Source organism: Streptomyces sp. NPDC111628 (assembly GCF_055635195.1).
In genome coordinates this window covers 1-18,558 of sequence record NZ_JBVKBZ010000006.1, presented here as the reverse complement: position 1 = coordinate 18,558, position 18,558 = coordinate 1, and the positions used below count along the sequence as shown (strand labels likewise).

The following is an 18,558-nucleotide window of genomic DNA, read 5'->3' as shown; positions in this document are numbered from 1 at the left end:
CCCACACGGACCGGCAAACCGGCGGCGGCACCGCCGAGGGCCCTCACGCCCGCACACCGGACGCCCCCGGGCATGCGAAAACCCCGACCTCGCCACTCCGGGTCTCCGGAGCGACCCCTGGCCGGGGCCTCACACGCACACGTTCTCGGGCGCTCAGGCGGCGACGACGTCCACTGCCTCGGCGGGCGCCTTGATGGTGACCCGTTCCGGTGGCACACCGGTCACCGAGACGGAACCCAGCATCGGGCGCACCGGTGCCGGTACGGTCTCGCTGGGCGTCGCCGCGGCGGACCGGGCCAGCTCGGCAAGGGCGAGTTCGTCGCTCACTTCACGCATGAGCTCGGACATCCGTACGTCCAGCGCGTCGCAGATGGCGGAGAGCAGCTCGGAAGAAGCCTCCTTCTGCCCCCGCTCCACCTCGGAGAGATAGCCGAGTGAGACTCGGGCGGACGAGGAGACTTCGCGCAGAGTACGGCCCTGGCGCTGGCGCTGCCGACGCAGCACGTCACCCAGCAGGCGACGGAGCAGAATCATCGGTGGCTCCCTCCTCGGACCGTGTAACCGCATCCTTCACGCCCCACCGTACCGCCTCGCGCCGCGGCCGTGCGGGGAGCGATGTCGTGTTCACTCAGGGCTGCAAACATCAAAACCCCCCGTTCCGTTCCGTATCCTGTGCCCGCTCATTCCCGGTCTGTTCGCTCGCAAGCTCCCTCAAAAGAAGTGCGAGTACGCTCCGTACACTCTCCATACGAATTTCCGCGCGGTCGCCGTTCAACCGCAGCGCCTCCACTTTTCCGCCATCGGCGCAACCCCGCTCGGCCCCGAAGGGCCCGTCCACGGCGACGAAAACCGTCCCCACGGGCTGCCCGTCCTGCGGGTCCGGACCGGCGACGCCCGTCGTCGCGATGCCCCAGTCGGCGCCCAGCGCCGTGCGTACGCCTGCCGCCATCTGGGCGGCGACCTGCGGGTCCACCGCTCCGCGCGCCGCGAGCAGCTCGCCGTCGACGCCGGGCACCTCCCGCTTCAGCTCCGTCGCGTACGCGGTGACGGAGCCCCGGAAGGCCTTGGACGCTCCGGGGACCGCCGTGAGCGCGGCGGCGACCATTCCACCCGTCAGTGACTCGGCGACCGCGAGGGTCTCGCCCCTGACCGTGAGTAGTCGCACCACGTCGGCGGCCGTGGAACTCAAACTTCCGACTCCTTCAACGCCGCTGTGCGTTCGGCGATTCCCCGGCGGCGCAGCACAATGGCCTGCTTCACATAGTCCAGGCCGGTCGCGACGGTCAGGACGACCGCCGCCGCCATCACCCAGAACCTCAGGGTGGCCAGGGGCCCCGTCAGCGCCAGGACGTACATGCCGACGGCGATGCCCTGGGTGAGCGTCTTGAGCTTGCCGCCCCGGCTCGCGGGGATGACGCCGTACCGGATGACAACGAAACGCAGGACGGTGATCCCGAGTTCCCGGCCGAGGATGACGGCCGTCACCCACCACGGCAGGTCGCCGAGCGCGGAGAGGCAGATGAGCGCCGCGCCCATGATCGCCTTGTCGGCGATGGGGTCGGCGATCTTCCCGAAGTCGGTGACGAGATTGTAGGTGCGCGCCAGATGACCGTCGAAGAGGTCGGTGATCATGGCGATGGCGAAAGCGGCCCAGGCGAAGGAGCGCCAGGCCGGGTCGTACCCGCCGTTGCCGAGCATGAGCGCGACGAAGGCCGGCACCAGGAACAGCCGGAGCATGGTCAGCAGATTGGCGACGTTCCAGACACTCGCCTGGTTGACGGCGGCCGCCGCGATCTTGCCACCGCGCGCGCCGGCGCCGCCCTCGGTGGCCCCCCGTCGCTCTCCCGCATCCCGTTCCACGGCGCCCCCCGAAGTCGTGCGCCCGGCCGGTTGCTGTGCCGCGCCCGTGGCGCCGCGCGGGCCGGTCCGGCGCGCACCGGAGGAGCCGCCCGCCGCGGACGCCGGGACTCCGGTCATCTGCCGGCCTCCTCACTCCACTCGGGCGCGCCCGGCAGCGGTTCGGCCACCAGGTCGACACCCTCCGTACCGACCACCTTCGCGTCGACCATACGACCGACGCTCAGGCCCGCGCCGCTCGTGAGCAGCACCTGGCCGTCCGTCTCCGGCGCCTGGTGCTCCGCGCGGCCGCGGACGCCGTCCCCCTCGTCGGCCGGGTCCACGGACTCGACGAGTACCCGCACGGTCGCGCCGACGCGCTCGTCGGCCCGCTGCGAGACCAGTTCCTCGGCCAGGCGGGAGACACGTGCCAACCGCTCGGCGACGACGTCCTCGTCCAGCTTGTCGCCGTAGGTCGCCGCCTCGGTGCCCTCCTCGTCGGAGTATCCGAAGACGCCGATGGCGTCCAGCCGGGCGTGGTTGAGGAACCGCTCCAGCTCGGCGAGGTCCGCCTCGGACTCGCCGGGGAAGCCGACGATGAAGTTGGAACGCACACCGGCCTCGGGCGCCTTGCTCCGGATGGTGTCGAGGAGCTCCAGGAAGCGGTCGGTGTCGCCGAAGCGGCGCATCGCGCGCAGCACGTTCGGCGCGGAGTGCTGGAAGGAGAGGTCGAAGTAGGGCACGACCTTCTCGGTGGAGGTCAGCACGTCGATCAGGCCGGGGCGCATCTCGGCCGGCTGGAGGTAGCTGACCCGCACCCGCTCGATGCCCTCGACCTCGGCCAGGTCCGGCAGCAGGGACTCGAGGAGGCGGATGTCGCCGAGGTCCTTGCCGTAGGAGGTGTTGTTCTCGGAGACCAGCATGATCTCCTTGACGCCCTGCTCGGCCAGCCACCGTGTCTCGTTCAGCACGTCGCTGGGGCGGCGCGAGATGAAGGAACCGCGGAAGGACGGGATGGCGCAGAACGAGCAGCGCCGGTCGCAGCCCGAGGCCAGCTTCACCGAGGCGACCGGGGAACCGTCCAGTCGGCGGCGCAGCGGCGCGCGCGGCCCCGAGGCGGGGGCGACACCCTCGGGGAGGTCGGTCGGGCCGTGTCCCGGCAGGGCGACCGCGGCTCCGGCCTCCTGGCGCTCGGCGGGGCTGATCGGCAGGAGCTTGCGCCGGTCTCGCGGGGTGTGGGCGGCGTGGATGCCGCCGTTCAGGATGGTCTGCAGGCGGTCGGAGATGTCGGCGTAGTCGTCGAAGCCGAGGACGCCGTCGGCCTCCGGGAGGGCGTCGGCCAGCTCCTTGCCGTACCGCTCGGCCATGCAGCCCACCGCGACGACGGCCTGCGTTCTTCCGTGGCCCTTGAGGTCGTTGGCCTCCAGGAGGGCGTCCACGGAGTCCTTCTTGGCGGCCTCGACGAAGCCGCACGTGTTCACGACGGCGACGTCCGCTTCCTCGGCGTCGTCGACGAGCTTCCAGCCGTCCGCCTCCAGACGGCCTGCGAGCTCCTCCGAGTCCACCTCGTTACGGGCGCAGCCAAGGGTGACGAGTGCGACGGTACGGCTTTCAGGCATGGGCTCAAGACTACTTCGTCCCGCCGACAGCCCACGTCGACGGGGTTGGCCGATCCTGGCCAACCCCGTGTCGACTCGTCCCGCGCGTCCCCTATCCGACCTGCGGGTCGCCCTTCGTGTACGTCAGGCGCTCGACGGCACCGGGCCGGAAGTCGTCCTCGATCTTCTTGCCGTTGACGTAGAGCTGGATGGCTCCGGCGTCGCCGAGGACGAGCTTGACCTTCTCGTTGTCCTGGAAGGTCTTGGAGTCGCCCTGCTTGAGCAGTCCGTCGAAGAGCAGCCGGCCGTTGTGGTCCTGGGCGGAGATCCAGCTGCGGCCCTCGGTGGCGCTGACCTTGACGGTCACCTTGTCCGCGGGCGCGGCGGCGATGGCGCTGTCGCTCGGTTCCGGCTTGGGGTCGGCGGGCTTCTTGGGCTTGGCGCTCGACGAGGCGGACTCGCCGGACGAGGGCTGGGCCCCCTCGGCGACGCTCGCCTCGTTGCCGCCGTCGTCGCCGCCCTTGACGAACGTGAAGCCCACGAAGCCGATCACGGCGACGATCGCGGCGACCATGGCGGCGGTCCAGTTGGGTCCGCGCCGCTCGGGACGGATGCGCTCCGCCTCGAACAGGGGCGCGGCGGGGGTCGGCGCCGGGCGTCCGCCGTGCTCGGCGTCGAACCGCGCGAGCAGCTCGGCCGGGTCGAGCCCGACGGCCTTGGCCAGGGTGCGGATGTGACCGCGCGCGTAGACGTCGCCGCCGCAGGGCGCGAAGTCGTCCGCCTCGATGGCGTGCACGATGGCGATGCGGACCCGGGTGGCGGTGGTGATGTCGTCGACGGTCAGCCCGGCGGCGATCCGGGCCTGCTTCAGGGCGTGGCCGACGGAGGGGCGGGCTTCCTCGGAAACGTCGTCAGGGGCGTCGTGGGACACGTCTTCGATCGGACGCTCGTCTTCAGGGGAGTTGCCGTTGGACACGGGGGCGCCTTTCGAGCGTTTAGCCGCCTGTGCTGGGCGTTCAGTCTAGGGGGGGTGCAAACGGGTGGGGCAACCGGGCGGTACGACCTTTACGCCATCGGAATGGCCCGGCACCCCGATGGTGGACTACCTGTTTGTCACTTCCCTCAACTTGACGTAGGGCCTGGGGAAACGGTTGCTCAATGATCCCTAACGGGTGAGTCACGATCGGCCGCCCGGCCGTCGTGACGCCGCCCGGCCGTCGTGACCCTCCGTCGGCGAAACGTCTGCGGATCGTCGGCGGAACCCTTCTCCTACCCGTCCCTACCCTTCAGACTCCCCCCGGATCACCGCGAGCACGCCGTCCAGCTCATCAGGCTTCACAAGAACGTCACGAGCCTTCGAACCCTCGCTCGGTCCGACGATGCTCCGCGACTCCATCAGGTCCATCAGCCGCCCGGCCTTCGCGAAGCCGACCCGCAGCTTGCGCTGGAGCATCGAGGTGGACCCGAACTGGGTGGAGACGACCAGCTCGGCCGCCTGGCACAGCAGGTCGAGGTCGTCGCCGATGTCCTCGTCGATCTCCTTCTTCTGCTTGGTGCCGACCGTGACGTCCTCGCGGAAGACCGGCGCCATCTGGTCCTTGCAGTGCTGGACGACGGTCGCGACCTCCTCCTCGGTCACGAACGCGCCCTGCATGCGGGTCGGCTTGTTCGCGCCCATCGGCAGGAAGAGGCCGTCGCCCTTGCCGATCAGCTTCTCGGCGCCGGGCTGGTCGAGGATGACCCGGGAGTCGGCGAGCGAGGAGGTGGCGAAGGCGAGCCGGGAGGGCACGTTGGCCTTGATCAGGCCGGTGACGACGTCCACGGAGGGCCGCTGGGTGGCGAGCACCAGGTGGATGCCGGCCGCGCGCGCGAGCTGCGTGATCCTGACGATCGCGTCCTCGACGTCGCGCGGGGCGACCATCATCAGGTCGGCCAGCTCGTCCACGATCACCAGCAGGTACGGGTACGGCTGGAGTTCGCGCTCGCTGCCCTCGGGCGGCTTGACCTTGCCCTCGCGCACCGCGCGGTTGAAGTCGTCGATGTGCCGGTAGCCGTAGGCGGCGAGGTCGTCGTAGCGCAGGTCCATCTCGCGCACGACCCACTGGAGCGCCTCGGCGGCCCGCTTCGGGTTGGTGATGATCGGCGTGATCAGGTGCGGGATGCCCTCGTACGCGGTCAGCTCGACGCGCTTGGGGTCGACCAGGATCATCCGGACGTCCTCCGGGGTCGCCCGCATCATGATCGAGGTGATCAGGCAGTTGATGCAGGACGACTTGCCGGAGCCGGTGGCTCCGGCGACCAGCATGTGCGGCATCTTCGCCAGCGAGTGCATGACGTAGCCGCCCTCGACGTCCTTGCCGAAGGCGACCAGCATCGGGTCGTCGTCCTCGGCGGACTCCGCGAGGCGCAGCACGTCGCCGAGGTTGACCATCTCCCGGTCGGTGTTGGGGATCTCGATGCCGACCGCGGACTTGCCGGGGATCGGGCTGATGATCCGCACGTCGGGGCTGGCGACGGCGTACGCGATGTTCTTGGTCAGGGCGGTGATCCGCTCGACCTTCACGGCGGGGCCCAGCTCGACCTCGTAGCGCGTGACCGTCGGGCCGCGGGTGAAGCCGGTGACGGCGGCGTCGACCTTGAACTCGGTGAAGACGGTGGTCAGCGAGGCGACTATGGCGTCGTTGGCGGCACTGCGCGCCTTGCCGGGTCCGCCGCGCGTGAGGGAGTCGAGGGACGGCAGGGAGTAGGTGATGTCGCCGGAGAGCTGGAGCTGCTCGGCGCGCGGCGGCAGGTCCCGCTCCTTGGGCAGCGGCGTCTTCGTGAGGTCGGGGACCGCGCCGCCCGCCGGTTCCCGTTCGGTCGTCTTCGCGGCGTCCTTCTTGAGCTTTCCCGGCTGCGGCCGCGCGGCCGGCACGGGCGTGGGCGTCGGCGTCGTGGACTCGCGCTCCCCGGTGCTCACGCCCTGGGTGAGGTCGGCGACCAGCGGGGACGGCGGCATCCCGTGCAGTACGGCGCCGTCGAGTGCGGCGGCGGCAGCGGCGGCGACGTCCACGGCGTCCATCGGACGGTTCATCTCGGGCTGCGGCACGGCGGACCGCCGGGGCCTGCCGCGGCGTCGGCTGAGCGCCTCCTGCTCGGCCGCGTCGGGGTCGTACGGCTCGGCGGCGGCCGGCTGGGCGCGCTTGCGGGACCGGGCGGGCAGCGCCTCGCGCCACTGGTCGTCGTAGCGCTCGTCGTCGTCGGTGAACTCGTCGGTCTCCGGGTCGTGAACCACGCCGAGCCGCACCCCGAGCTGCCGCAGCCGCTGCGGGATGGCGTTGACCGGGGTGGCCGTGACGACGAGCAGCCCGAAGACGGTGAGCAGCACGAGCAGCGGCACGGCCAGCATGTCGGTCATCGTGTACGACAGCGGGGTGGCCGCGCCCCAGCCGATGAGGCCGCCGGCGTCCCTTATCGCCTGCATGCCCGCGCTGCGGGCCGGTGAGCCGCAGGCGATGTGCACCTGACCGAGCACGCCGATGACGAGCGCGGACAGGCCGATCACGATCCGTCCGTTGGCCTCGGGCTTCTCGGGGTGCCGGATGAGGCGTACGGCGATGACGCCGAGCAGGATCGGCACGAGCAGGTCGAGCCGGCCGAAGGCGCCGGTCACGAGGATCTCGACGAGGTCGCCGACGGGGCCCTTGAGGTCGGCCCAGGTGCCCGCGGCGACGATCAGCGCGACGCCGAGCAGCAGCAGGGCGACGCCGTCCTTGCGATGGGCCGGGTCGAGGTTCTTGGCGCCCTGCCCTATGCCGCGGAAGACGGCGCCCACTCCGTGCGCGAGGCCCAGCCAGAGCGCGCGCACCAGCCGGTAGACGCCGCCGGTGGGGTTCGGAGCCGGTTTGGGCGCGGGCTTCTTCGCCGCGGCCTTCTTGGCGGGCGCCTTTTTCGCCGGCGCCTTCTTCGCGGCGGCCTTCTTGGCCGGACCCTTCGCGGGAGCGGCCGCCTTCTTCGCGGGCTGCTTCTTGGCTGCGGAGGGACGTGAGGCCATAGGTGTGAGGTTACCGGGGGAGACGGCGGTCGACACGTGTGCCTACCGCTTCACCCGTTCGTGTCGCCCCTTCATGGGGTCGGAACTGACGCCTCCGGTACAGCCCCTGACAAGCCCTCACAGACCCTCTCACAGGCCACTTCACGGACGGCCGCGCGGGCCCGCCGCCGCGACGAGCCTCGCGGGCGGCGGGGGGATGCTCTACGTCAGTTGACGCGGGGGCACGCTCGACGTCAGTTGACGGCGGCCTGACCGCCGGACGAGCCCGGCTCCAGGGCGTCCAGCGCCCGGCGCAGCCCGGTGAGCTTGCGCTCCAGGTGGGCTGCCGTCGCCACCGCGGCCGCGTCCGTCGACTCGTCACCGAGCTGCTTGGACAGCGCCTCCGCCTGCTCCTCCACGGCCGCCAGCCGCGCCGACAGCTCGGCGAGCAGCCCCGCGGGCTCCTTGGCCTCGCCGACCGCGGCCTTGTCGTTGCCCTCCAACTGGAGGCGCAGCAGGGCCGCCTGCTCACGCAGCTGGCAGTTCTTCATGTACAGCTCGACGAAGACCGAGACCTTGGCGCGCAGCACCCAGGGGTCGAACGGCTTGGAGATGTAGTCCACCGCGCCTGCCGCGTACCCGCGGAAGGTGTGGTGGGGCCCGTGGTTGATCGCCGTGAGGAAGATGATCGGAATGTCCCGGGTCCGCTCCCGACGCTTGATGTGCGCGGCGGTTTCGAATCCGTCCATGCCCGGCATCTGGACGTCCAGCAGAATGACCGCGAAGTCGTCCGTGAGCAGCGCTTTGAGCGCTTCCTCCCCGGACGATGCCCGCACCAGCGTCTGATCGAGCGCCGAGAGGATCGCCTCCAGCGCAAGCAGATTCTCCGGCCGGTCATCGACCAGGAGGATCTTGGCCTTCTGCACCATGGCCCGCCCTCCTCGCCCCGGCGTGGGGCCTCCCCTGTCCACAGGACTTGGCACGGCACCGGCGAGTGCCGCCCCGGAGGACGGCTCCCTTGCGCCGCCCGTCCTTGTGCCGGTCATCGTAGCCGCACCCCGCCTGTCGCCACACCCTGTCACCGTGATGTCACTGTGCTCGTAGCAGAAACGCGGCGGGAGACCAGAAGGTTCCCCGAAACCCGTACTTCTACACGGCTTCGGGCACGCTGGGTCAGCGACTTCGCGTGGCCCCCGAAGGTTCCGGCCGTTTACACACACCCCACGTTCGCACACCGCCCGAGCGAGCCGCACGGAAGGTGCCCGTACGTACGGGGAGACCCTGCCCGAACGTACTACGGGCCCGGGGGCCGGGCGTACCGATCACTTCCCGCCCGGCCCCGCCACCGCCGCCGGCTCACCCAATTCGACGGACTCGCCCAATTCACCGGACTCGCCGGGCTCGCCGGGCTCACTCCTCGCGCATCCACTGCTGCATCACCGTCAGCAGGTGGTCGGGGTCGACCGGCTTGGTCACGTAGTCGGAGGCGCCCGACTCGATCGCCTTCTCCCGGTCGCCCTTCATCGCCTTCGCGGTCAGCGCGATGATCGGCAGCCCGGCGAACTGGGGCATCCGCCGGATCGCCGTGGTCGTCGCGTATCCGTCCATCTCGGGCATCATGATGTCCATCAGGACGACCGCCACGTCCTCGTGCTGCTCCAGCACCTCGATGCCCTCGCGCCCGTTCTCGGCGTACAGCACGGACAGTCCGTGCTGCTCCAGAACGCTGGTGAGGGCGAAGACGTTGCGGATGTCGTCGTCGACGATCAGCACCTTCTGCCCGCCGAACCGGATCCCCCGGTGCGCGTGCGGGGCCGCCTCCTGCCCGGCGCCCGGGTGCCGCTCCTGCGCCTCGGGCCGGTCCTCGGTGTCCGCGGCCGGCTTGCGGCGGCGCCGGAACAGCGCGGCCGCGCCGTTCTGCGAGTCCTGGTACGACTTCACCTCGGCCGGCGTCTCGACCCCGGCACCCGGCAGCTCGGCCACGGCACCCGAGGGCGCCGACAGCTCACCGGCCTCCACGGACGGCAGCGGCTGCTGGTAGCCGTGCGGCGGCAGCTCGCTCGGGTGCAGCGGCAGGTAGAGCGTGAAGGTCGACCCGCGGCCCGGCTCGCTCTGTGCGTGGATCTCGCCGCCGAGCAGCTGCGCGATCTCCCGCGAGATGGACAGCCCGAGGCCCGTACCGCCGTACTTGCGACTCGTGGTGCCGTCGGCCTGCTTGAACGCCTCGAAGATCACCTGCATCTTGCTGGCCGCGATCCCGATGCCCGTGTCGCTCACGGAGAACGCGATCAGCTCGGCGTCCGGGTCGTTCATCGAACCGGCCTCCAGCAACTGCTCCCGGATCGCCTTCGGAACCTCGTCCCGGGCCGGCCGGATGACCAGCTCGACGGAGCCCGAGTCGGTGAACTTCACCGCGTTGGACAGCAGGTTGCGCAGCACCTGGAGCAGCCGCTGCTCGTCGGTGTGCATCGTGGCGGGCAGTCCCGGCGACACCCGCACCGACAGGTCCAGGCCCTTCTCCGCGCTCAGCGGCCGGAAGGTCGCCTCCACGTAGTCCACGAGCTGGACAAGCGCGATGCGCGTCGGGGAGACGTCCATCTTCCCCGCGTCGACCTTCGACAGGTCGAGGATGTCGTTGATGAGCTGGAGCAGGTCGGATCCGGCGCCGTGGATCGTCTCGGCGAACTCGACCTGCTTCGGGGTCAGGTTCGCGTCCGCGTTGTCCGCGAGCAACTTGGCCAGAATCAGCAGTGAGTTGAGCGGCGTACGCAGCTCGTGCGACATGTTGGCCAGGAACTCGCTCTTGTACCGCATGGAGACCGCGAGCTGCTCGGCACGCTCCTCCAGGACCTGCCGTGCCTCCTCGATCTCGGTGTTCTTCACCTCGATGTCGCGGTTCTGCTGCGCCAGCAGCTCGGCCTTCTCCTCCAGTTCGGCGTTGGACGACTGGAGCGCCTTCTGCCGCTGCTCCAACTCCTCCGACCGCTCCCGCAGTTGCTCGGTCAGCTCCTGCGACTGGCTCAGCAGCACCTCCGTCTTGGTGTTCACGGAGATGGTGTTGACGCTGGTCGCGATCATCTCGGCGATCTGGTTCAGGAAGTCCTTCTGGATGTGCGTGAACGGCGTGAACGACGCCAGCTCGATCACGCCGAGCACCTGCCCCTCGAACAGCACCGGCAGCACGATCACCTGCGCGGGCGGCGCCTCGCCGAGCCCGGAGGAGATCTTCAGGTAACCGCTCGGCGCGTTCTCCACGAGGATCGTGCGCTTCTCCTCGGCGGCCGTGCCGACCAGCGCCTCACCCGGCCGGAAGGAGGTCGGCATCGACCCCATCGAGTAGCCGTACGAGCCGAGCATCCGCAGCTCGTACGCGTCGCCCTCGGCGCCCGCCTGCTCCTGCCCGTCGACCAGGGGCATCGCGAGGAAGAACGCCCCGTGCTGGGCGGAAACCACCGGCGTCAGTTCGCTCATGATCAGCGAGGCCACGTCCTGGAGGTCGCGGCGGCCCTGCATCAGGCCGGAGATCCGGGCCAGATTGCCCTTCAGCCAGTCCTGCTCCTTGTTGGCGATCGTGGTGTCGCGCAGGTTGGCGATCATCTTGTTGATGTAGTCCTGAAGCTCGGAGATCTCGCCCGAGGCGTCCACGTCGATCTTCAGGTTCAGGTCGCCGCGCGTCACCGCGGTCGCCACGCGCGCGATGGCCCGCACCTGCCGGGTCAGGTTCCCGGCCATCTCGTTCACGGACTCCGTCAGGTCGCGCCAGGTGCCGTCGACGTCCCGCACGCGTGCCTGGCCGCCGAGCTGCCCCTCCGTGCCCACCTCGCGGGCGACGCGGGTGACCTCCTCGGCGAAGGACGACAGCTGGTCCACCATCGTGTTGATGGTCGTCTTCAGCTCCAGGATCTCGCCGCGCGCGTCGATGTCGATCTTCTTGGTCAGGTCGCCCTTCGCGATCGCCGTGGTGACCATGGCGATGTTGCGCACCTGACCGGTCAGATTCGACGCCATCTGGTTCACCGATTCGGTGAGGTCCTTCCACGTCCCCGACACGCCCGGCACCTGTGCCTGGCCGCCCAGGATGCCGTCGGTGCCCACCTCGCGGGCCACCTTGGTCACCTGGTCGGCGAAGGACCGCAGCGTCCGCACCATGGTGTTGAAGGTGTCCGCGAGCTGCGCGACCTCGCCGCGCGCCTCGATCGTCACCGTCCGCGTCAGGTCGCCGTTGGCGACGGCCGCGGCCACCTGGGAGATGTTCCGCACCTGGACCGTGAGGTTCTTGGCCATCAGGTTGACGTTGTCGTTGAGGTCCTTCCAGATGCCCACGACGCCGGGCACGCTCGCCTGGCCGCCGAGGATGCCCTCCGTCCCCACCTCACGAGCCACCCGCGTGACCTGCTCGGCGAAGGACGACAACTGGTCGACCATGGTGTTCACGGTGGTGACCAGCTCGAGGATCTCGCCCTTGGCGTCGACGGTGATCTTCTTCGACAGGTCGCCCTTGGCGACCGCCGTCGTCACCTCGGCGATGTTGCGCACCTGCATGGTCAGGTTGTTGGCCATGCCGTTCACGGACTGCGTGAGGTCCTTCCAGGTGCCGGAGACGCCCTGCACCTCCGCCTGGCCGCCGAGGATGCCCTCGGTGCCCACCTCGCGCGCGACGCGCGTGACCTCCTGGGCGAACGACGACAGCTGGTCCACCATCGTGTTCAGGGTGTTCTTCAGCTCCAGGATCTCCCCGCGCGCGTCCACGGTGATCTTCTGGGACAGGTCACCGCGCGCCACCGCCGTCGCGACCTGCGCGATGTTGCGGACCTGCGCGGTGAGATTGCCGGCCATGCCGTTCACCGAGTCGGTCAGGTCGCGCCACACACCGGCGACGCCGGGCACCTGCGCCTGACCACCGAGGCGGCCCTCCGTGCCCACCTCGCGGGCCACGCGCGTGACCTGCTCCGCGAACGACGACAGCTGGTCGACCATCGTGTTGATGGTGTTCTTCAGCTCCAGGATCTCGCCGCGCGCGTCGACGTCGATCTTCTGGGACAGGTCACCGCGCGCCACGGCCGTCGTCACCTGCGCGATGTTGCGCACCTGGGAGGTCAGATTGCCGGCCATGGAGTTGACGGAGTCCGTCAGCTCCTTCCAGGTCCCCGACACGCCGTCGACCCGGGCCTGACCGCCGAGGCGCCCCTCCGTGCCCACGTCCCGGGCCATCCGCGTCACCTGGTCGGCGAAGCTGGAGAGCTGGTCCACCATCGTGTTCACGGTGTTCTTCAGCTGGAGCATCTCGCCGGACACGTCCACGGTGACCTTCTGCGACAGGTCGCCGTTGGCCACCGCCGTCGTCACCTGGGCGATGTTCCGCACCTGACCGGTGAGGTTGCGGAACGCGGTGTTGACGGAGTCCGTCAGGTCCTTCCACGTCCCCGCCGCCCCCGGCACCTGCGCCTGTCCGCCCAGCTCACCCTCGACACCGACCTCCCGGGCCACCCGCGTGACCTCGGCACCGAAGGCGGACAGCTGGTCCACCATCGTGTTGACGGTGTTCTTCAGCTCCAGCATCTCGCCGGCCACGTCCACCGTGACCTTCTGCGACAGGTCGCCGCTGGCCACGGCCGTCGTCACGGCGGCGATGTCCCGCACCTGAGTGGTCAGGTTCCGGAAGACGGTGTTGACGGAGTCCGTCAGGTCCTTCCAGATACCGGCCGCGCCCGGCACGTTCGCCTGGCCGCCGAGCTGCCCCTCGCCGCCCGTCTCGTTCGCCACGCGCGTGACCTCGTCCGCGAAGATCCGCAGGGTCTCGGTCATCTGGTTGATCGTCTCGGCGAGCTGCGCGACCTCGCCGCGGGCCGGCACCGTCACCTTCTTCGACAGGTCGCCGTTGGCCACCGCCGTCGTCACGTGCGAGATCTCCCGCACCTGGGCCGTCAGGTTCCCGGCCATGGTGTTGACGGAGTCGGTCAGCTCCTTCCACACCCCGGCCACGCCCGGCACCTGCGCCTGCCCGCCCAGGGCACCCTCGGTGCCCACCTCGCGGGCGACGCGCGTCACCTCGGACGAGAACGCCGAGAGCTGGTCCACCATCGTGTTGACGGTGTTCTTCAGCTCCAGCATCTCGCCGGCCACGTGCACCGTGACCTTCCGGGACAGGTCACCCTTGGCCACCGCCGTCGTGACCAGCGCGATGTCCCGCACCTGGGCGGTGAGCCGGTACGCCATCGTGTTGACGGAGTCCGTCAGGTCCTTCCACGAACCGGACATGCCACGCACCCGGGCCTGACCGCCCAGCTTGCCCTCGGTGCCGACCTCACTGGCCACCCGCGTGACCTCGTCCGTGAACGTCGACAACTGGTCGACCAGGTTGTTCACGGTCCGGCCGACCTTCAGGAACTCACCGCGCAGCGGCTGCCCGGTGCCCTCGTCGTTCTGCGTGCGCAGCTCCATGCGCGGCGACAGATCGCCGTCCGCCACCGCCGACAGCACCCGGCTGACCTCGGAGACGGGTCGTACGAGGTCGTCCACCAGCGCGTTCGAGTGGTCGATCGCGGCCGCCCAGGACCCCTCGCAGGCGCCGGTCTCCAGCCGCTCCGTGAGTTTTCCCTCACGCCCGACCACGCGCCGCACCCGCGCCAGCTCACCCGTGAGGTGCAGATTGCGGTCGGCCACCTCGTTGAAGACCGCCGCGATCTCCGACATCACGCCGTCGCCGGACACCGTGAGCCGCCTGCGGAAGTTCCCCTCACGCATGGACACCAGCGCCGCGAGCAGCCGGTTCAGCGCGGCCGTGTCCACCGTCGTACTGCCGCTCCGTGCGCCGCTACCCCGCGATTTGCCCTGGTTACTCAGGGACTGTCCGCCTTTCGCGCGCGTCTTCGTGGTCCGCGTCGCTGCGCCAGACTCCACTGTGTCCCTCCCGCAGGGGTCGACCGATACCGCTGTGCCGGCCGCCCACACTCGGCGGACCGGTTCCTGCCGCTTACTTCCCGTACTGCCGGGCGATCCGGTCCGGCGCGCGCCGGACCGCTTCCAGGGCTGCTGCCCACCCGACTCGGCGCGCATTCACCTGCCCGGACCTTCATAAGCAGCTTGCCCAGTGTTTCACCCCGGCCGAACCAGGCCATAACAGTTCGGCAGCTTCGCACATCGTCCGCACACCCTCTGGGCGGAAACACTGCAGACCGGCATTCGGATGGACGGCGAAGGTAAGTAACCTTGCATACGGCTGTCCAGCCACACCGGTCCGTCCGGTCTGGGCGGTGGCACGGAGACGAGCGGGCATCGGAGGGGCGGCCGGAATGACCACCGGACTGATCCCGGGGGAGCAGCCCCCGGATCCCGGGCCGACGGGTGGGCTGCCGCAGCAGCGGCACGAGCCGGTCGGCCATGAGGCCGTGCACGGGGAGAGAGGGTCGAGGAGTTCTGTGATCACCGCGCGCGCGGCCGCCAGCTTCGAGCCCGTCGGACGATCCGTGGCGAGCGCCCGGTCCTTCGTCCGCGACACGCTCCAGGGCTGGGGCCATGCGGACATCGTCGACGACGCCGTGGTGCTCACCAGCGAACTGGTGACCAACGCCGTGGTCCATGCCGGCACGACCGCCGACGTCGTGTGCCTGCGCAGCGACGACGGCGTACGGATCGAGGTCGCCGACCACTACCCCGAGCGCGAGGTCCCCCTCCAGGGCTCCCCCGCCGACATGGGCAACCTCGACCGCGAGGGCGGCCGCGGCCTCCAGCTGTGCGCGGCCCTGGCCGACCGCTGGGGCGTGGAGTACACACCCACGCTGAAGAACGTCTGGTTCCACCTCCATCTGCCCGAGCGTCCGGTCGGCACCCGCGCCGCCGGTCCCTCCCTCCCGGCCGCCCTGCTGCCGCTCGCCGACGGCCGGGTCCGCGTCGCCGTCGTCCAGATCGACCGCACCGGCGCCGTCACGTCGTGGAACGACGACGCCGAGGACCTCTTCGGCTACTCCGGCGACCAGGTCACCGGCAAGCCGCTCACCGACCTCGCCGCCTGGCCGCACACCCCCGGCACCAGCACCGGCATCGCCGAGGCCCTCCAGCTCTCCCGCTGGGAGGGCAGCTACGGCATGCGCGGCGCCAACGGCCGCGTCACCCCGGTCTACGCCTCCCACCTGCGCGTCCGCGACGCCGACGGCGAGCCCTCCACGGTCTGCCTCCTCGTCCGCGACCACGAACGCGCGGTCCTGCAGACCCCGTTGCGGGTGCCGGCCTCCGACTCCCCGTCCTCCGAAGGGCAGAGCACCGACCCCTTCGAGGTGTTCATCGGCTCCCCCGCCCCGGACGACCTCGACGGACTCCTCCAGCGCACGGTCGAACGCGCCCGCGACATGCTCGACGCCGACGCCGCCTTCCTGCTCCTGGCGACCGACGACGAAACGGAGTTGGAGGTCCGCGCCTCCACCGGCCTGCCCTCCGCACGTCAGCGTTTCGCCCGCGTCCCCGTCGAGGCGGGACCCGGCCGCTACGGCTCTGCGCGCATGCCCGCCGTCCACGACGACCTGGAGGCCGTCCCCGGCGCGGTCCCGCTGCTCAACAGCACGGGCATGCGCTCGGTCGTCACCGTCCCGCTCAAGGTCGAGGGCCGTCTCACCGGCTCGCTGGGCGTCGCGGCCGAGGCCTCCGGCCGGTACTCCAACGAGGAGGCGCTGCGCCTCCAGTTCGCGGCCGACCGCATCGCGCTGGCCGTCGAGTCGGCGCGCCTCGGCGAGCTGGAGCGGCTGCGCCGCGGCTCGCTCAGCTTCCTCGTCGAGGCCTCCGACCTGCTCGCCGGCACCCTCGACCGCGACCAGACGCTGGCCCTGATGGCCCAGATGACGGTCCCGACCCTGGCCACCTGGTGCGCCGTCTACACGATCGCCGACCAGGCCTCGGACCCCTACCTCTCCTACGTCCTGCACGAGGACGAGGAGCTCATCGACGGCATCAAGTCCCTGCTGTCGAAGATCGCCCCGCCCGACCCGGTGCCCACGCCGGGCGCCCGCGTGTGGACGGCCCCGGCGGAGATGGCCCACCAGGCGGCACTGCGCACCTCCATGCGGGACCTCGGCCTCAGCGGCGGACCGACCCCGCAGCTGAGCACCGGCATCGGTCCGACCCTCGCCACGGCCTCCGCCGTCGGCGGCGAGACCGTCGTCCTGCCCCTGGTCGCCCGCAACCGCGTCATCGGCATGCTCACCCTCGGCAAGCCCACCGACGACCACTTCCGCCAGGAGATCCTCGAACTCGCCGAGGACCTGTCGCGCAGGGCCGCCCTGGCCCTGGACAACGCCCGTCTGTACTCGGAGCGCACGGCCATCAGCCAGTCCCTCCAGCGCAGCCTCCTGCCCCCGGAACTCCCCGTCGTGGACGGCGTGGAGGTCGACGTCATCTACCGCGCCGCGGGCGAGGGCAACGAGGTCGGCGGCGACTTCTACGACCTCTTCCCCATCAGCGACGACGCGTACGGCTTCGCCATCGGCGACGTCTGCGGTACGGGCCCCAACGCGGCGGCCGTCACGGGCCTGGCCCGGCACGCCCTGCGCCTGCTGGCCCGCGAGGGCCTCAGCGGCCCGGAAGTCCTCCAGCGCCTCAACTCCGCCATCCTCGACGAAGGCGCCCGCAGCCGCTTCCTCACGCTGCTGTACGGCGAGATGCGCCCGCAGGAGGACGGCAGCGCGGAGCTGAAGGTGGTCTGCGCCGGCCACCCGCTCCCCCTGCGCCTCCGCCAGGACGGCACGGTCGAACCTGCCGCCGAACCCCAGCCCCTCCTCGGCGTCATCGAGGACCTGGAGCTCTACGAGCAGACGGTCACCCTCGACCCGGGCGACGTCCTGCTCTGTGTCACGGACGGCGTCACCGAACGCCGCGAGGGCACGCGCATGCTGGGCGACGACGGCCTCGCCGACGTCCTGACGAGCTGCACGGGCCTGACGGCGGGTGCGGTGGCCGCCCGCATCATGCGCGCGGTGGAGCGTTTCGCGTCCGACGCCCCGTCCGACGACATGGCGATCCTCGCGATGCGCGTCCCGGAGCCCCACGCGGACTGACCAGGGCATGCGAAAGGCCCCGCCCAATCGGGCGGGGCCTTCGTACTGGAGCCCCCAAACGGAATCGAACCGTTGACCTTCTCCTTACCATGGAGACGCTCTACCGACTGAGCTATAGGGGCCTGTCGCTTTCGAGGTTTCCCTCGCGGCAACGGAATAGATCATACCCCGAACAAGCCGGTGCTCCCAACCACTGACTTTCGCTCAGTACGCAGGCTGCAACAGCCCACCGAGCGCATTGCAGGCGGACACGATCCGCTGCATGTCCCGCTTGGTCAACGCGGCCTCGACCGGCAGCGCGAGCGTCTCGTCGACGGCCCGTTCCGTCTCCGGCAGCGACACACATCGTCGGAATCCAGGCATGCGGTGCACGGGTGTCTTCACCGGCACCCGGCATTCGATGCCCCTCCCCCGCAGCGCGCGGGCGAACGCGTCACGGTCCGGCCGCCCGTTCCCCGGCACCCGCACCACGTACTGCTGATAGGTGTGCCCGTCACCCCCGTCGGGGGTCCGCACGCCCCGCAACTTCCCGTCGAGATAGGCCGCCCGCTGCCTGCGCCGCGCTATCTCGTCGTACGGCGCCTCGGACTCGCCCCGCTCCAGCACGAGCAGCCCGTGCCGCTCCCCGATCCGGTGCAGAGAGCCCATGTCCGCCGGCCGACCGAACCGGTGCACGACGACCATGGCGGCGGTCCGGGGCGTCAGCGCGGCCTCCACCAGGGAGGCGTCCAGGCAGTACGTAGCCGGATCTATGTCGGCGAACACCGGCAACGCGCCCGCCAGGGCCACGGCTTCGGCGACTTCCACGTTCCCGAAGGCAGGCACGACGACCTCGTCACCGACGCCCACGCCGGCGGCCCTGAGCATTGCTGCAGTACCCATACGTCGGATGGTCGGGGCGCAACGTGAACTCGAAGTGACGGAAAACAAAAAAGGGTTGGTCCCGGAACCGAAGTTCCGGGACCAACCCTTCTAATAATTGTTCGGCGGCGTCCTACTCTCCCACAGGGTCCCCCCTGCAGTACCATCGGCGCTGTAAGGCTTAGCTTCCGGGTTCGAAATGTAACCG

10 protein-coding genes, 1 tRNA gene and 1 rRNA gene are annotated in these 18,558 nt (G+C 70.4%); 1 reads left to right on the top strand and 11 read right to left on the bottom strand.

Annotated features, from left to right (window positions below; all coding sequences use genetic code 11):
* Positions 1–153: 153 nt before the first annotated feature.
* The 8 genes from ACZ7MF_RS29550 to ACZ7MF_RS29515 form a co-directional block, all read right to left on the bottom strand.
* A complete protein-coding gene (locus tag ACZ7MF_RS29550; RefSeq protein WP_003973269.1) occupies positions 154–534 on the bottom strand; it encodes a helix-turn-helix domain-containing protein in 381 nt (126 codons plus the stop codon).
* Positions 535–643: 109 nt separating this feature from the next.
* Complete coding sequence (locus ACZ7MF_RS29545) at positions 644–1,189, bottom strand: CinA family protein (protein ID WP_471481254.1); 546 nt, start codon at positions 1,187–1,189, stop codon at positions 644–646.
* A complete protein-coding gene (gene pgsA / locus ACZ7MF_RS29540) occupies positions 1,186–1,977 on the bottom strand; it encodes a CDP-diacylglycerol--glycerol-3-phosphate 3-phosphatidyltransferase (protein WP_471481251.1) in 792 nt (263 codons plus the stop codon). The genes ACZ7MF_RS29545 and pgsA overlap by 4 nt, the downstream gene beginning before the upstream one ends.
* A complete protein-coding gene (gene rimO / locus ACZ7MF_RS29535; protein ID WP_471481249.1) occupies positions 1,974–3,455 on the bottom strand; it encodes a 30S ribosomal protein S12 methylthiotransferase RimO in 1,482 nt (493 codons plus the stop codon). Before rimO ends, pgsA begins: the two co-directional genes overlap by 4 nt.
* 91 nt (positions 3,456–3,546) lie before the next feature.
* Positions 3,547–4,410, bottom strand: coding sequence for a helix-turn-helix domain-containing protein (locus ACZ7MF_RS29530; RefSeq protein WP_115744511.1), 864 nt, complete (start codon positions 4,408–4,410; stop codon positions 3,547–3,549).
* A gap of 303 nt (positions 4,411–4,713) precedes the next feature.
* Entirely contained in the window at positions 4,714–7,467 is a 2,754-nt protein-coding gene (locus tag ACZ7MF_RS29525) for an FtsK/SpoIIIE family DNA translocase (protein WP_471481246.1), read from the bottom strand.
* 233 nt (positions 7,468–7,700) lie between these two features.
* The gene (locus tag ACZ7MF_RS29520) at positions 7,701–8,375 is read right to left on the bottom strand and encodes a response regulator (protein ID WP_003973275.1); all 675 of its coding nucleotides are present in this window, start codon (positions 8,373–8,375) and stop codon (positions 7,701–7,703) included.
* Positions 8,376–8,856: 481 nt separating this feature from the next.
* Positions 8,857–14,346, bottom strand: a complete 5,490-nt coding sequence (locus ACZ7MF_RS29515) for a HAMP domain-containing protein (protein ID WP_471481243.1) — start codon at positions 14,344–14,346, stop codon at positions 8,857–8,859.
* Between the two features lie 392 nt (positions 14,347–14,738).
* Between ACZ7MF_RS29515 and ACZ7MF_RS29510 the strand changes: the two genes are divergently transcribed.
* Complete coding sequence (locus tag ACZ7MF_RS29510; protein WP_471481241.1) at positions 14,739–17,489, top strand: SpoIIE family protein phosphatase; 2,751 nt, start codon at positions 14,739–14,741, stop codon at positions 17,487–17,489.
* A 46-nt stretch (positions 17,490–17,535) separates the two neighbouring features.
* Here the strand turns inward: ACZ7MF_RS29510 and ACZ7MF_RS29505 are convergent.
* The 3 genes from ACZ7MF_RS29505 to rrf form a co-directional block, all read right to left on the bottom strand.
* A tRNA-Thr gene (locus tag ACZ7MF_RS29505) sits at positions 17,536–17,611 on the bottom strand.
* A gap of 82 nt (positions 17,612–17,693) precedes the next feature.
* Positions 17,694–18,356 (bottom strand): DegT/DnrJ/EryC1/StrS family aminotransferase, encoded by a 663-nt coding sequence (locus ACZ7MF_RS29500; protein WP_471481848.1) that lies wholly within the window; start codon positions 18,354–18,356, stop codon positions 17,694–17,696.
* Between the two features lie 114 nt (positions 18,357–18,470).
* Positions 18,471–18,558 (bottom strand): 5S ribosomal RNA (gene rrf / locus ACZ7MF_RS29495); the annotation flags it as partial.